This window comes from Actinoplanes sp. URMC 104 (genome assembly GCF_051386375.1).
Lineage (GTDB): Bacteria > Actinomycetota > Actinomycetes > Mycobacteriales > Micromonosporaceae > Actinoplanes.
The window spans coordinates 2372995-2387581 of sequence record NZ_JBPQTO010000002.1 but is presented as its reverse complement, the minus strand read 5'-3'; the positions used below and the strand labels follow the sequence as shown (position 1 = coordinate 2387581).

General features: G+C 72.9%; 16 protein-coding genes. 7 read left to right on the top strand and 9 right to left on the bottom strand.

Annotated features, from left to right (window positions below; all coding sequences use genetic code 11):
* Positions 1–15 precede the first annotated feature (15 nt).
* Entirely contained in the window at positions 16–1023 is a 1008-nt protein-coding gene (gene moaA, locus ACSNN8_RS12175; protein WP_436648863.1) for a GTP 3',8-cyclase MoaA, read from the bottom strand.
* 100 nt (positions 1024–1123) lie between these two features.
* Positions 1124–2005: a fructosamine kinase family protein gene (locus tag ACSNN8_RS12170; protein ID WP_436648861.1), complete on the bottom strand. Its 882-nt coding sequence runs from the start codon at positions 2003–2005 to the stop codon at positions 1124–1126.
* Positions 2006–2061: 56 nt separating this feature from the next.
* On the opposite strand from ACSNN8_RS12170, the gene ACSNN8_RS12165 reads away from it, so the two are divergent.
* Together ACSNN8_RS12165 and ACSNN8_RS12160 are read left to right on the top strand one after the other, a co-directional pair.
* Positions 2062–2565, top strand: coding sequence for a GNAT family N-acetyltransferase (locus ACSNN8_RS12165; RefSeq protein ID WP_436648860.1), 504 nt, complete (start codon positions 2062–2064; stop codon positions 2563–2565).
* Positions 2566–2679: 114 nt separating this feature from the next.
* Positions 2680–3672, top strand: a complete 993-nt coding sequence (locus ACSNN8_RS12160) for a DUF4192 domain-containing protein (RefSeq protein WP_436648858.1) — start codon at positions 2680–2682, stop codon at positions 3670–3672.
* A gap of 8 nt (positions 3673–3680) precedes the next feature.
* On the opposite strand, the gene fdhD is transcribed toward ACSNN8_RS12160, so the two are convergent.
* Positions 3681–4508 (bottom strand): formate dehydrogenase accessory sulfurtransferase FdhD, encoded by an 828-nt coding sequence (gene fdhD / locus ACSNN8_RS12155; RefSeq protein ID WP_436648856.1) that lies wholly within the window; start codon positions 4506–4508, stop codon positions 3681–3683.
* 156 nt (positions 4509–4664) lie between these two features.
* Between fdhD and mobA the strand changes: the two genes are divergently transcribed.
* Genes mobA through ACSNN8_RS12140 form a run of 3 tightly spaced genes read left to right on the top strand, consistent with a single transcriptional unit; the run spans position 4665 to position 6666 of the window.
* Positions 4665–5246, top strand: a complete 582-nt coding sequence (gene mobA / locus ACSNN8_RS12150) for a molybdenum cofactor guanylyltransferase (RefSeq protein WP_436649548.1) — start codon at positions 4665–4667, stop codon at positions 5244–5246.
* Entirely contained in the window at positions 5243–5518 is a 276-nt protein-coding gene (locus tag ACSNN8_RS12145; protein ID WP_436648855.1) for a DUF6457 domain-containing protein, read from the top strand. The genes mobA and ACSNN8_RS12145 overlap by 4 nt, the downstream gene beginning before the upstream one ends.
* A 59-nt stretch (positions 5519–5577) precedes the next feature.
* The gene (locus ACSNN8_RS12140) at positions 5578–6666 is read left to right on the top strand and encodes a T3SS (YopN, CesT) and YbjN peptide-binding chaperone 1 (RefSeq protein WP_436648854.1); all 1089 of its coding nucleotides are present in this window, start codon (positions 5578–5580) and stop codon (positions 6664–6666) included.
* Positions 6667–6829: 163 nt separating this feature from the next.
* On the opposite strand, the gene ACSNN8_RS12135 is transcribed toward ACSNN8_RS12140, so the two are convergent.
* Positions 6830–8677, bottom strand: a complete 1848-nt coding sequence (locus tag ACSNN8_RS12135) for a beta-propeller domain-containing protein (RefSeq protein ID WP_436648853.1) — start codon at positions 8675–8677, stop codon at positions 6830–6832.
* Positions 8678–8761: 84 nt separating this feature from the next.
* Positions 8762–9220: an Lrp/AsnC family transcriptional regulator gene (locus tag ACSNN8_RS12130; protein ID WP_436648852.1), complete on the bottom strand. Its 459-nt coding sequence runs from the start codon at positions 9218–9220 to the stop codon at positions 8762–8764.
* 68 nt (positions 9221–9288) lie between these two features.
* Between ACSNN8_RS12130 and ddaH the strand changes: the two genes are divergently transcribed.
* Positions 9289–10113: a dimethylargininase gene (gene ddaH / locus ACSNN8_RS12125; RefSeq protein ID WP_436648850.1), complete on the top strand. Its 825-nt coding sequence runs from the start codon at positions 9289–9291 to the stop codon at positions 10111–10113.
* Between the two features lie 54 nt (positions 10114–10167).
* Positions 10168–10737, top strand: a complete 570-nt coding sequence (locus ACSNN8_RS12120; RefSeq protein WP_436648849.1) for a bacterial proteasome activator family protein — start codon at positions 10168–10170, stop codon at positions 10735–10737.
* Here ACSNN8_RS12120 and ACSNN8_RS12115 read toward each other — a convergent pair.
* The 4 genes from ACSNN8_RS12115 to ACSNN8_RS12100 form a co-directional block, all read right to left on the bottom strand.
* Positions 10734–11537: an HAD family hydrolase gene (locus ACSNN8_RS12115; RefSeq protein WP_436648847.1), complete on the bottom strand. Its 804-nt coding sequence runs from the start codon at positions 11535–11537 to the stop codon at positions 10734–10736. The genes ACSNN8_RS12120 and ACSNN8_RS12115 overlap by 4 nt on opposite strands.
* On the bottom strand, positions 11537–12349 hold the full coding sequence (locus tag ACSNN8_RS12110; RefSeq protein ID WP_436648846.1) for an HAD family hydrolase: 813 nt from the start codon (positions 12347–12349) through the stop codon (positions 11537–11539). The genes ACSNN8_RS12115 and ACSNN8_RS12110 overlap by 1 nt, the downstream gene beginning before the upstream one ends.
* A 117-nt stretch (positions 12350–12466) precedes the next feature.
* Positions 12467–13729, bottom strand: a complete 1263-nt coding sequence (serS, locus tag ACSNN8_RS12105) for a serine--tRNA ligase (RefSeq protein ID WP_436648844.1) — start codon at positions 13727–13729, stop codon at positions 12467–12469.
* Positions 13730–13798: 69 nt separating this feature from the next.
* Positions 13799–14578 (bottom strand): hypothetical protein, encoded by a 780-nt coding sequence (locus ACSNN8_RS12100; RefSeq protein ID WP_436648842.1) that lies wholly within the window; start codon positions 14576–14578, stop codon positions 13799–13801.
* Positions 14579–14587: the final 9 nt, after the last annotated feature.

Below are 14587 nucleotides of genomic sequence, written 5' to 3'. Positions count from 1 at the left end.
TGGCCGTGAGCACCGTCAGCCCCCGATCGCCGACATGGGACGAGCCGGCTGCAGGAAGGCGGGATCGTCGATGCCGTGACCGGCCCGCTTGCCGCTCATCGCCACCCGCCACGCCTCGGCCAGCTCACCGTCGGTGGCGCCGTCGCGCAGCAGCTTGCGCAGGTCGCTCTCCTCGGTGGCGAACAGGCAGTTGCGCACCTGCCCGTCCGCGGTGAGCCGCACCCGGTCGCAGTCGCCGCAGAACGGCCTGGTCACGCTGCCGATGACGCCCACCCGGGCCGGCTCGCCCGCGGCGTCGACGTGACCGGGCACCAGCCACGTCTCGGCGGGCGCCGTTCCACGTGAAACCGGATCGGGGAGCAGCCCGTACGGCGCCAGGTCGGCCAGGATCTCGTCGGCGGTGACCATCGTGTGCCTGTCCCACCGGTGCTGCGCGTCGAGCGGCATCTGCTCGATGAACCGCAGCTGATAGCCGTTGTCCAGCGCGAACCGCAGCAGCGCCGGCGCCTCGTCGTCGTTGATGTCCCGCATGAGCACGGTGTTGATCTTCACGGGGGTGAGTCCGGCCCCGGCGGCGGCGGAGAGCCCGCGCAGCACGTCGGCGAGCCGGTCACGGCGGGTCAGGGCCTTGAACCGGTCGGCATCGAGGGTGTCGAGCGAGACGTTGACCCGGTCGAGCCCGGCGTCGCGCAACGGCACGGCGAGCCGGTCGAGCCCGATGCCGTTGGTGGTCAGCATGAGCTTGGGCCGCGGCGTCAACTGCGCGGCCGCCCGGACGATGCCGACCAGGCCGCGCCGCAGCAGCGGCTCACCGCCGGTGAACCGCACGTCCCGGACGCCGAGCAACTCGACCGCGATCCGGATGAGCCGGACCACCTCGTCGTCGGTGAGCTGCTGCTCGCGGGGCAGCCAGGCCAGCCCCTCCTCGGGCATGCAGTAGGTGCAGCGCAGGTTGCAGCGGTCGGTCAACGACACGCGCAGGTCGGTGGCCACCCGGCCGAACCTGTCGGCGAGCGGGATCACCTCACGACCGCCGATCGGCTGCGTATGTCCACGGATCGAATCTAGCCGCTTCCCGGCCCGATGACCTCCACCGAACCTGGCCTGTGGACAACCGATCCGATCACATCTCGCGCAGTGTGGATTCCGCGGCGGCGCGTACGTCGGCTCGGTAGCTCCCGCCGAACGCCGCCGTGTGCACGAGCAGCAGGTGCAGCTGGTGCAGCGGCACCCGGGCCTGCCAGCCGTCGGCCAGCGGGTACGCCTCGCGATAGGCGCCGAGGACCGAGGAGAGGAAGGGAGCGCCGCCGAACAGGGTGAGCTCGGCCAGATCGGTCTCCCGGTGACCGCCCTGCGCGGCCGGGTCGACGAGCCACGCCCGCCCGTCGGCCGCCCACAGCACGTTTCCGGGCCAGAGGTCGCCGTGCGTGCGCGCGGGTGGCTCGCTGTGCGCGTACGTCGCAAGGTTGTCGAGGATGCGCTCGACCAGCCCGATCTCGCTGTCGGAGAGGGCGCCGCGGTCCACCGAGATCTTCAGGTACGGCAGCAGGCGGCGCTCGCCGAACCAGGCGCCCCACGGTCCGGCCGCCCGCGTGTTGTCGAGGGGCAACGGGCCGATGTAGCCGGGCCAGGCCGCTCCGAACGCGTCGGCGCCCGAGCGGTGCAGCGCGGCGAGGTCGCGTCCCAGCTGCTCGGCCGCCGCGCGCGTGGGCTCGCCCGGCTCGACCCACTCGGTCGCGATCATCGTGGGCAGCGCGACGATCACCTCGGGAACCGGCGCGCCCGCCTCCCGCAGCCACTCCAGGCCGGACGCCTCGGCCGCGAAGAACCCCTCGGGCGGCTCGCCGGAGCGCCACGTCTTGGCGAACACGGACGACCCGTCGTCGAGCGTGAGCCGGCTCGCGACCGACATGCTGCCCCCACCCACCGGGGTCTCCCGGATGCGCTGGTGGGTGAGAAATGTCGGGAGGTGCTCGGGGTGCGCGCGCAGGTACGCCAGATCCACGGCCTTATCTTTCGCTTCGGCTTACGGTGGCCCGCAATCGGAGTCAAAATGTCGGCATGAGCCCTGTCACAGTGCGTTCGTACCGTCCGAGTGATCACTCCGCGGGCCGTCGCCTGTGGACCGAGCTGACCAACCAGCACAATCGCATGTACGGCGTGCCCGAGGAAGACGCCGGTGAGGGTTTCGAGGAATACCTGACCCGGCTCGACCTGGGCGGCCTGTGGGTGGCCGACCACGCGGACGACGGCGTGATCGGGCTGGTCGGACTCGTGATCCGCGGGCGTGGCGGCGAGGTCGAGCCGATCGTCGTCACGGTGTCGCACCGCCACAAGGGTGTCGGCCGCAAGCTGCTGCGGCACGTCGCCGGTGAGGCCCGCCGCCGGAACATGACGACGCTGACCATCTCGCCCGAGTCGCGCAACGTCGACGCCATCCGGAGCCTGCACGCGGCCGGCTACGACGTGGTGTCGTCGATCGAGCTCACCCTCGACCTCAACCGGGCGCCGTACGAGTGGCAGGAGGACGGCCTCGAGCTCCACGAGCTGCAGTTCCGCTCCTGACGAAACGCCGCCGGCTGGGCCGATCGAAAGCCCGCCGGTGGATAACCCGCGTGTCGTCCACAGGCGAGCCGGTTGGCATTCGCGGCCGGGGCGCGAGGGGCCACGCTGCCCGGCATGAAGCCCGAATGCACGCTCACCATCAGCTCCACCGCCGAACTCCTCGCCGTCACGCCCTACCTGCTGGGCTTCCACCCGACCGACAGCGTCGTCGTGATCGGCACGGTGGGACCGCACGTGAGCTTCGCCGCGCGGCACGACCTGCCGCCGCCCGGCGCGGCCCCCGACGAGCTGGCCCCCCTGGTCGCCGCGCAGACCGTCGAGGCGGCGACGATCCTCGGCTACGGCCCGGCCGACCGCGTGAATCCGGCGGTGAACGCGCTGGCCGCGGGGCTCTCCCGCGGCGGCGTGCACATCCGGGACAAGCTGCGGATCACCGCCGGCCGCTGGTGGATGTGCGACTGCACGGACGAGAGTTGCTGCCCATCGGCGGGCAGGCCGATGCCCTCGCCGCACCACCCGGTCGCGGCGGCCGCGGTGTTCCAGGGCCAGGTCGCCCTCCCCAGCCGGCGCGAGCTGGAGGCGCAGGTGGCCCCGATCGAGGGGGAGCAGCGCGAGCGGATGACCGCGGTGACCGCCGGCGTGTGCACCAAGCTCGGCAGGTTCCTCGCGACCGACGACAACCCCGAGGCCGAGGTGGAGCGGGCCGGGCGCGCCGCCATCCACCGGGCCGAGGAGACGTACGCGGCCGGCCGGTCGCTGACCCTCGAGGAGACCGCCCGGCTCGGCGTGCTGCTGGCCAACCGGATGGTGCTCGGCTACGCGATCGACCGCAGCGGTGACGAGCAGTGGCGCACGGCCCTGTGGACGGAGGTCACCCGGCGGGTGGAGCCCTTCTGGGTCGCGGGGCCGGCGACCATGCTGGCCTACACGGCGTGGCGCGCCGGGTACGGCGCGCTGGCTCGCGTCGCGGTCGACCGGGCGCTGCGGCACGATCCGCGCCACCGGATGGCCGGCGTGCTCGACCGGCTGCTCGCCGCCGGCATCGGCCACGAGTCCGTCGTCGACTTCGCCTCCTCGGCCACGCCCTCGGCGGGCAGGTGGCGATGAGACGCGGATCAGACGGTGACGCGCTCGGGCCGGGTGTAGACGTTCATGCTCTTGCCCCGGAGGAAGCCGACCAGCGTCATGCCGGCCTCGTCGGCGAGCTCGGCCGCCAGCGTGCTGGGCGCGGACACGGCCGCGAGCAGCGGGATGCCGGCCATCCACGCCTTCTGGGTGAGCTCGAAACTGGCCCGCCCCGAGACGAGCAGGACGTGCCCGGTCAGCGGCAGCCGGCCCTCGCGCAGCGCCCAGCCGATCACCTTGTCGACGGCGTTGTGCCGGCCCACGTCCTCGCGGAGCACGAGCAGCTCGCCGTCGGAGCCGAACAGCCCCGCCGCGTGCAGGCCGCCCGTGCGGTCGAAGGTGCGCTGCGCCGCGCGCAGGCGGTCGGGCAGCTCGGTCAGGGTGCTCGCGGGGATGCTGAGCGGGTCGGCCGAGACGTCGAAGCGCGACCGGGTCCGCACCGCGTCGATGCTGGCCTTGCCGCACACGCCGCACGAGCTGGTGGTGTAGAAGTTGCGGCTCGGGTCGGTGACCGGGGGCGGCACGTCGGCGCCGAGCACGACGTCGACGACGTTGTAGGTGTTCGGCGTGTCGGTGCCGGCGCACAGCTGGGCGGTGACCACGTCGCCGGCGCCGCCGATCACGCCCTCGGTGAGCAGGAAGCCCATCGCGAGGTCGATGTCCTGGCCGGGGGTCCGCATGGTGACCGCGAGCGGCGCCTTACGGACGCGGATCTCCAGCGGCTCCTCGGCGGCGAGGTCGTCGGGGCGGCGGCGGGGATCCCCGGACGCCTCCAAATTGATCTTCACGACCGGCCGCCGTGTCATCGTCCTCGCCATGAACCGAGCGTAGGCCGGATGGTGCCGTCCGGCTCGCCACGGCGGGGATCGATGGGGCTTGTGGGGCGCGAGAGTGATCCACGACCGGTAACTGAGCGCGCGGTCACGCTCGACACGCGGTCGGGATACGGTACGTACGTGGGGGGATTTGCGGCGGTGGTGCTGGCCGGCGGAGCTGCGCGGCGGATGGGTGGTGCGGACAAGCCGACCCTGCCCGTGGCCGGGCAGCCCATGCTGACCCGCGTGCTGGCCGCGGTGCACGACGCCGACCCGCGGATCGTGGTCGGACGGGTTCCGCCCGACCTGCCGGTGCCCGTGCACTCCACCAGGGAGGATCCGCCCGGCGCCGGGCCGGTGGCGGCCACCGCTGCGGGGCTGGCGCTCGTGCCTGACGACGTGACCTACACGGCCCTGCTCGCGGCCGACCTGCCGTTGCTGACCGGCGAGGCGATCGACGTGCTGCGGCTGACCGCGGAGTCCGCGCCGATGCAGGGTGCGGTCTACCGCGACGCCGAGGGCCGCCGGCAGATGCTGTGCGGCGTGTGGCGGACGGCGGCGCTGCGCCAGGCGGTCAGCCGGCTGGCGGAGGAGCGGGGCAGCCTCGAGGGCGCCTCCGTGCGCGAGCTGATGAACCACCTGCGCGTGGCCGAGGTGTCCTGGCGGCGGCCGGGCCCGCCGCCGTGGTTCGACTGCGACACCGACGACGACCTGCGTACGGCCGAGGAGTGGGCGCGGTGAGCGGCGGGCCGGACGAGCTCGAGGCCTGGGTGATCGCGGCGGGGAAGGCGGCGGGCATCGAACCGGGCGACGTTCCGGTCAAGCTCGTGCTCGACCTGGCGCGCGACGTGGCGCACGGGGTCGTGCGGCCGGGCGCGCCCGTCACGGCGTACCTGCTGGGGCTGGCCGCAGGTCGGGGGGCCGACCCGGCCGTGGTGGCCGATCGGCTCAGCGACCTCGCCCTGGACTGGCCGGCCGGCGCGTCCGGCGAGGGTGGCACGCCCAGCACCTGAGAGAGGGCGCGAGCGGGCGGACGCCTCTCGATAGGGTGGCGGGAGCGGAGGTGACGATCATGACGGCTGACAGCGCCGACGGCGGCGACTTCAACGAGGGCGTACTGCTCGACGAGCCCACCACGGCCGACCTGCGGGCCAAGGTCGGGGAGGCGTGGCGGGAGTTCGCGCGGGCGCTGGCCGACCTGCTGCCGACGCTCGCTCCGGGCGCGCACGTCGACCTGACGCTCGACCCCACCGCGTCCGGCACGGGGCTGGCCGTCTACTCCGTCAGCATCCGCGTGCTCGAGGGCGGCGTCGTCGAGGCGCTCGCGATCGGCAACGCGGGGCTGCCCGAGGGCTACCGCATGGACCGCAGCTCGATCGCCGACCTGGTCGCGCTCGGGTGGTCGCCGCCGGGCGTGCTGGCCGGCTCGGGCGACTCGTTCGGACTGAGCTCCACCCAGGACAGCGCGAACCGGCTCGCCACCGTGGTCGCCCGCACGCTGCGGGACGTCTACGGGGCGCCGCACCCGGCCTTCCTCGTCTACCTCGTGCACGACGAGAACGACGAGCCCATCGAGAGCGCCCCGCTGGCCACCGCCCGGCACGAGCCCAGCATCGACGCCGAGCTGAGCCTCGACGACCTCGATGAGGACGGCACGCTGGCGGCGGCGCTCGCGGACGCGGCCGACGAGGTCGTGCCGCTCGACGAGCGGGTCCGCACGGTGGTCGCGACGATGAGCAAGACCACGGTCGACCAGCTGCAGGTCGACGCGGACGGCGACATCGGCATCCGGGCCGGGTCGGCGATGGTGTTCGTCCGGGTGCGCGACAATCCGCCGCTGGTGGACGTGTTCTCGCCGATCCTCACCGAGGTCGAGCCGACCGAGCAGCTCTACGTGAAGCTGTCGGAGCTGACCAACCGGATGCCGATCGGGCGGCTCTACTGCGCGCAGGACACGGTGTGGGCGTCGATCCCGGTGTTCGGGCGCAACTTCCAGGCGACCCACCTCATGCTTGCCGTGCAGGTGATGACCGGCCTCGCCGACGAGCTCGACGACCGGCTGCACGGGGAGTTCGGCGGCAAGCGGTTCTTCGGCGAGGGCGACAAGCCCACCCCGTCGAAGCAGCCCACCGAGGACCACCGCACGGGCATGTATCTGTAGGCGCAGCCGGAGGCCGCCCGGGCCGCCTCGGGGCGGAGGCGGGCACCGGGCGGCCTGGCAGGGCTCGATCCTGGCGGCCACGCGGGGCTGAGGCGGACCGTGCAGGGCGAGCCCTGGCTCGAGGGCCGCGGGCCGGCGTGACGGGCCGGCCGCGACGCGGCGGTCAGTTCAGGTCCACCCAGCCGATGCGGGCCAGGGTGGACGCGTTCGAGGCGAGCAGGCCCTGGTCGGTGACGGACCAGAGCGTGTCGCCGACCACGACGGCGCGGCGCATCGGGCCCGCGTCGGCCGTCTCGGCAGCCAGCCGCGTGACCGGCTGCAGCCGGTCGCCGGTCACCCGCAGGGCGAGCGCGCCGTCGTCCCGGGCGTCGGCCACGGGCAGCACCAGCAGGTTGGTCGCCGGCCACCACAGGACCGCGTGCGGGTCGGCCTCGGCCTCGGACTGCCCGCTCGCCACCACGTGCCGGTCGAGGCGTTTCGGAGCGGCCGGGTCGGTGACGTCGAACAGCGACACCTGCAGCCCGGTGGTCCGTCCCTGGGTGTCCGCCTCCTGACCGATGCCGACCAACCGGTTCTCGCCGACCGGCTGCAGGTGCGCCGAGTAGCCGGTGATCTTCAGCTCGCCGGTGACCCTCGGCTCGGTGGGGTCGGCGAGGTCGAGGCTGTAGAGCGGGTCGGTCTGGCGGAAGGTCACCACGTATCCGCGGGGGCCGAGGAAGCGTACGGAGAAGATGCGCTCACCCTTGCCGAGCCCCTCGACCGCGCCCACCTGCACGAGCTTGCCGGACTGCTCCCGCAGCACCCGCACGGCCGAGGACGACGACGTGGCGGAGGCGTCCGTCGTCGCGACCCGCAGGTGACCGTCCCACTCGGACATCGAGTACTGGTTGAGCAGCACGCCCGGCACCTTGCCCGAGGCGGCGTGCACCGGCTTGCCGACCGGTGGCAGGGCGAAGCGGTAGATCGCGGTGTCCCCGGTCAGCCGGCCCTGGTTGTTCGCGATGTAGAGGCTGTCGTTCGTGCCGTAGACGGCATCACCGTCGGCGACCAGCGCCACCGGGTCGCCGTTGCCGAGCGCCGCCGCGTTGACGTCGAAGGTGAGCACCCGCAGCATCGTCAGGCCCGAGAACGCCTCCGGCCTGCTCACGTCGGAGCAGTCCAGCCGGCCGCGCGCGGTCGTGCCGCCGGTGGTGATCTCCCACGAAGGCAGCCAGGCGTCGATCGTCGCCGACTGGATCGTGTCGCGGTCGTCCTGCACCACGTTCTCCGGAACGGGGTCTCCCCGGTACGGGAACTGGATCTTCGGGCTGCTGCTCACCACGACCCGCGCCACGCCGCCCCGCTGACGCGCGTCCACCACCCGGCCGTCGCCGCGATAGCGGCTCAGCAGCCGCGGCGAGCCGCTCGACAGGTCGACCAGCAGCACCTCGGAGCGGCCGTTGGCGGGGCGCATGATCCGGGTGTCGTCGCGCATCGGCCGGACCGGGCCGCCGTCGGCTAGCACGAGCGCGTGGTCGCCCGCGAGCAGCAGCTCCGGCTCGCCGAACGCCTCGATGCCGAGGTCCAGCCTGCCGGTCTGCGCACGGGTCGCGGGGTCGACGACCCGCAGCACGCCGCCCGCGACCGTGACGATCCGCCGGCCGTCGGTCTTCACGATGTCGGGCTCGTCGACGCCGGCCTCGTGGACGTTGGTGCTGCTCGCCGGGGGCGCGCCCGCCGCGGACTCGGAGGCAGCGCGAGCCGTGTCGGCGTTGGCGGCCGGACCGCGCTGGTAGCCCGGCACCACGAGGCCGTCGGCCTGGGCCTTCTGCGCGGCGGCCCGCAGGTCCTTCTCGAGCTGGGCGCAGGAGTCGAAGGCGACGAGCTCGAGGGCGGGGCGCGGCGTGGGCGACGTGGCGGCGGAGGGCGCCTGATCGGTGCAACCGGCCAGCAGGACGGCCAGCGAGACAGCGGTCAGCGACAGCAGGCGCGGCGCGAGGCAGCGCGGCCGGGAGGAGTGCGGTGAAGGCAACCCGGCCGGCGGGAGAGTGGCACGGAACGGAGTTCGGCGCGACATGCCGGTTGGACGCGCCGGGAAGTCACCGGGTTCCCGGCATCACTCCGCGGCGGGAACGGGCGTGGGCGTCTCGACCAGCCGGGAGAGCACGATCATGCTGCGCGTCGAGGTGACGAACGGCTCGGCGCGCAGCCGTTCGAGCGCCTGCTCGAGGTGCCCGATGTCCGCGGCCCGCAGGTGCACCAGCGCGTCGGCCTGCCCCGAGACCGTGTACGCCCCGACGACCTCGGGGTGCCGCCGGGTGGCCACGGTGATCTGCGCCGGAGTCGTCCGCCCGGTGCAGAACAGCTCGACGAAGGCCTCCGTCGTCCACCCCACCGCGGCCGGGTCGACCACTGTGGTGAAGCCCTTGATGACCCCGCTGGATCGAAGCCGGTCGACCCGCCGCTTCACCGCGGGCGCGGAGAGCGAGACCTTCGCCCCGATGTCGGCGTACGACGATCGCGCGTCAGCAATGAGCAACGCAACGATTCGCTGATCAACGGCGTCCAGTTGCAACGATCCGCCCCTAACGGACAAGACTTACGGCTGTTTTCGTGCATCGCAGCCTACCTACGCTCTAGCCCATGAACCACCAGCGCGAGCCGCGGAACCGGACATATCTCATGTGCCCGCCGCAGCACTTCACGGTCGAGTACGCGATCAACCCGTGGATGGACACCACCGTTCCGGTCGACGCCGTTCTGGCGCTCAAGCAGTGGGAGACCCTGCGCGACATGCTCGGCAGCCTGGGCCACCGCGTGCACGTGCTCGACGCCGTCGCCGGGCTGCCCGACATGGTCTACGCCGCGAACGGGGCGTTCTCCGTCGACGGGGTCGTCTACGGCGCCCGCTTCCGCCATCCGCAGCGCACCGCCGAGGCCGACGTGCACCGCGAGTTCTACGAGCTACAGGGCTGGCGCTACGCCGGGCCGGAGCAGATCAACGAGGGCGAGGGCGACTTCGCGTACCTTCCCGGCGCGTACGGCGGCCTGGTCCTCGCCGGCTACGGGTTCCGCACCGACCCGGCCGCGCACGCCGAGGCGCAGGAGGTGCTCGGCCGCCCGGTGGTGTCGCTGCGCCTGGTCGACCCGGCCTTCTACCACCTGGACACCGCGTTCGCCGCGCTCGACGACCGGCACGTCACCTACTACCCCGGCGCGTTCTCGGCGGCCTCGCAGCGGGTGCTGGCCCAGCTCTTCCCCGACGCGGTGCTCGCCGACCGCGCCGACGCCGAGGCGTTCGGGCTCAACCTGGTCAGCGACGGGCGTCACGTGATCCTCAACACCGAGGCGACGGCGATGGGGGAGAAGCTGCGCGCGGCCGGTTATCTGCCCGTGCACGTCGATCTGTCCGAGCTCAAGCGGGGCGGCGGCAGCGTGAAGTGCGCCGTGGCCGAGCTGCGGCCGTGAAACAGGGCACGGGCGCTGGCGGATGACCGGGAGCCGTGCGGGAAGATGGACCGCATGACCGACGAGAATCGCACCGCGGAGAAGCAGGAAGACGGCTCCGTCATCGTGGTCGGCCCCGACGGGCGCCCGCTGGGCACCATGGACGCCGAGGGCGGCATGAGCCCCGAGGAGCCGGGCAACCTGATCGAGCAGCCCGCCAAGGTCATGCGCATCGGCAGCATGATCAAGCAGCTGCTCGAGGAGGTCCGCGCCGCGCCTCTCGACGAGGCCAGCCGCGGCCGGCTCCGCGAGATCCACCAGCGGTCGATCACCGAGCTCGAGGACGGCCTGGCCCCCGAGCTGCGCGAGGAGCTGGAGCGGCTCTCGCTGCCGTTCGAGGGCGAGACGCCGCCGAGCGAGGCCGAGCTGCGGATCGCTCAGGCCCAGCTGGTCGGCTGGCTCGAGGGTCTCTTCCACGGCATCCAGGCGGCGCTGGTCGCCCAGCAGATGGCAGCGCGGCTCCAGCTCGAGCAGATGCGCGGCCCGCAGGGCCGGCCCGCGCTGCCGATGGGCGCGCTGCCCGGCATGCCCGGCCAGCCCGGCCCGCACAACACGAGCGACGGCCGCACGGGTCAGTACCTCTAGAGACCGAACAGCTCCGCGAGGCGCGACGCCACCCCGTCCTCGTCGTTGGTGGGGCCGACCTCGTCGGCCACCGCCTTGACGCTGGGGTGCGCGTTGCCCATCGCGACCGCCCGGCCGGCCCAGGTCAGCATCGGGATGTCGTTGGGCATGTCGCCGAACGCGACCACCTCGGACTTGTCGACGCCGTAGCGCTCGCAGTGCCAGGCGAGCCCGGCCGCCTTGGTCACGCCGACCGCGCTGATCTCGACCAGCGCGCTCGACGACGAGTGGGTCGCCTCGGCGATGCCGCCCAGTGTGGTCGTCACCAGCTCGGCGAAGTCGTCCGGCCCGTGCTGGGCCGAGCGGGCCAGCAGCTTGACCGCCGGCACGCTGGTCAGCTCCTCGGGGGCGGCGAGGACGCGTACGGCCTTGTCGTCGTCGTCGCCCTCCCAGCGCACCGGCCAGGCCTCCTCGTACCAGAAGGAGCGTCCGTCCTCGACCTCGACGGCCAGCGCGATGTCGGGGATCGCCTCGCGCAGCCGCTTGCTCACGTCGAGCAGCAGGTCGACCGAGAGCGGCTCGGCGCGCAGCACCTCGTCGGTCTCCGCGTCGTAGATCACCGCCCCGTTGGCGCAGATCGCCGGGACCGGCGCGGCCATCTGCTCGAAGAGCTGCTGCAGCCAGCGGATCGGGCGGCCGGTGGCGACCACGAAGGGGACCGGCAGAGCGGCGAGCACCTCGATGGTGCGCTTGCTCAGCGTGCCGTCGGTGCGGATGAGCGTGCCGTCGATATCGCTGGCGACGAGTTTGTACGGGGACATCACCTCGACAGTAGCCGGTCGAGATAGACGGCGACCCCGTCCTCGTCGTTGGAGAGCGTCACCTCGTCCGCGACGGCCCGCAGCTCCGCGTGCGCGTTGGCCACGGCCACCCGTCCCCAGCCGGCCCACGCGAACATCGGCAGGTCGTTGGGCATGTCCCCGAAGACCAGCACGTCGGCCGGGTCCACGCCGACCGCCTCGGCCACCACCGCCAGGCCGGTGCCTTTGTCCACGTTCGCCGGGCAGATCTCGACGTAGTTGAGCCCGGCCTGGGTGACCGAGGCCACGGCGGGCGGGACGACCCGGCGCGCGACCGCGAGCAGCTCGTCGACGTCGTACGCGAAGGACCGTACGAAGGCCTTGATGACCTCGCCGGAGCAGCACTCGGCTCGCGTGCGCCGCTCGACCACCACGGGGTAGCGCCAGGTCGGGTCGTAGTCGCCCCAGAGCGGCGAGTCGTCGTGCTCCAGCGCCTCCACCATGACCGACAGCTCGCCGGCCTCCGCCTCGAGGTCGTCCAGCACCCGGCCCAGGGCCGCGCCCGGCAGCCGGGACTGCAGCAGGTAAGCGGACTCGGTCTGGTCGAGCACCCAGCCGCCCTGCGCCATCACGAGGAAGTCGGCGTCGCGGATGTCGTTGCGGGTGAGCGAGGCGAGCCGGGGACCGCGGCCGGTGGCTCCGACGACGCGGATGCCGGCAGCGCGGACGCGGGAGAGCACCTCGTGGGTGTAGGCGGACACGGTGTCGTCGCTGCGGACGAGCGTGCCGTCGAGGTCGGTCGCGACGAGCTTGGGGAGTCCAGGCTTGACCATCTAGAACCTCCGAGGGTGTCGAACCCCCGCGGAGGGCGGAAGGAAAACGGTACACCCGTCGGCTACCAGCGACTATGACTTCTGGTAGCCGACGGATGTATTCACCGTTAGCAGTGACTACCGGGCAGGCTCGAGGACGTCCCGGCCGCCGAGGTAGGGCTGCAGCGCCTTGGGGACGCGCACCGAGCCGTCCGGCTGCTGGTGGTTCTCGAGGATCGGAATCAGCCAGCGGGTGGTCGCCAGCGTGCCGTTGAGCGTCGCCGCGATCTGCGGCTTGCCGTCGGCGTCGCGGTAACGGACGTTGAGCCGCCGGGCCTGGAACGTCGTGCAGTTCGACGTCGAGGTGACCTCGCGGTACCGGCCCTGCGACGGCACCCACGCCTCGCAGTCGAACTTGCGGGCCGCGCTCGAGCCCAGGTCGCCGCCGGCCACGTCGATCACCCGGTACGGGATCTCGACCTTGGCGAGCATCTCCTCCTCCATCGCGAGCAGGCGCAGGTGCTCGTCGGCGGCGTCCTCGGGCTTGCAGAACGAGAACATCTCGACCTTGTCGAACTGGTGCACCCGCAGGATGCCGCGCACGTCCTTGCCGTACGACCCGGCCTCGCGCCGATAGCAGGACGACCAGCCGGCGAACCGTGCCGGCCCGCCCTCGAGGTCGAGGATCTCGTTGGAGTGGTACGCCGCGAGCGGCACCTCCGACGTGCCCACCAGATAGAGGTCGTCGGCCTCCAGCCGGTAGACCTCGCTCGCGTGGGCGCCCAGGAAGCCGGTGCCCTCCATCGACTCGGGCTTGACCAGCGACGGCGTGATCGACGGGACGAAGCCGTGCTCGACCGCCTGGGCGATCGCCATCTGCAGCAGGCCCAGCTGGAGCAGCGCGCCCACGCCGGTGAGGAAGTAGAAGCGCGAGCCCGAAACCTTGGCGCCGCGCTCGGTGTCGATCGCCCGCAGCGCCTCGCCGATCTCGAGGTGGTCCTTGGGGGCCTCGATCTGCGGGAGGTCGCCGACCTCGCGCAGCACGACGAAGTCGTCCTCGCCGCCGGGCGGGACCCCGTCCTGCACCACGTTCGGCACCGCGAGGTGCGCCCGTCGCAGCGCCTCGTCGGCGGCCGTGGTCTCCGCCTCGGCGGCCTTGACCTCGGCCGCGAGCTCCTTGGTGCGCGCGAGCAGGGCGGCCCGCTCGTCGCCGGACGCCTTGGGGACCTGCTTGCTCAGCGACTTCTGCTCGGCGCGGAGGGCCTCGAAGCGCTGGGTGGCGGAGCGGCGGGCCTCGTCGGCGCGCAGCAGATCGTCGACCACCTCGGTGGATTCGCCGCGCAGTCGCTGGCTGGCGCGGATCCGGTCGGGGTCGTCGCGGAGCAGACGCAGGTCAATCACGAGTGTCGAGCCTACCGGCGGCGAAGTCCGGTCAGCACCCGGATATCCCCTGCGTCCCGCTCCCGGGGCTCAGCGCGGGCGGTCGCGGTCGTCGGTGGTCGACGTGAACGGCTGCGCCGGCGAGACGGTGAGGTCGAGGGGCTCGTCGGCGGGCCGGTCGTCCCCGGAGGACGCCGGGCGGCGCCACGACCAGACGGGGTCGGGCTCGTCGACAGGCAGCGCCGCGACGGGGCCTGCGGCGACGGCCGTGCCGGTCGGCGCGTGGCGCCCCGCGAGGTAGAGCGCGGCCATGGCGAGGATCACTCCGGCGAACGCGCACCAGACGCCCCGCCCGTACGCCACGGTTATCTGGCCCTCGTCGAGCGCCACCGTGTAGATGCGGTCGATGACCAGGCTCTGGCTGCCCAGCGAGGTGGCGAGCGCGAGCAGGAGCCCGAGCAGCGTGCCGCCCACGCTCAGGCCGACGAGCCGGGCATAGCGGCGGCCCGGCGGCGGGCCGGCGACGGTCAGCACCACGGAGGCCACCAACGCGAACAGGCCCACCAGGTAGGCCGAGCCGAAACCGCCCAGGTCACCCACGCTGCCGGGCACGATGCGGTCGCCGGTCACCGGGCCCAGCGTCTCGGGATCGATCGTGGTGACCTGCCACTCCGAGAACAGGGAGGCCAGCACGGCCAGTGCGGCGACGGCCGCGGCCAGCGGCACCGCCCGGCGGTCGGCGGCCAGGTCGCGGCCGAGACCGGACATGGACCAGCGGCGGCGGCGCGGTTCCGGCGAGGGACCGAACTCGACCACCGACTCCGGCGGCGTCAGATCAATCTCGACCGGCTGCTGTTGCGGCGGGGGCATGACAACCAT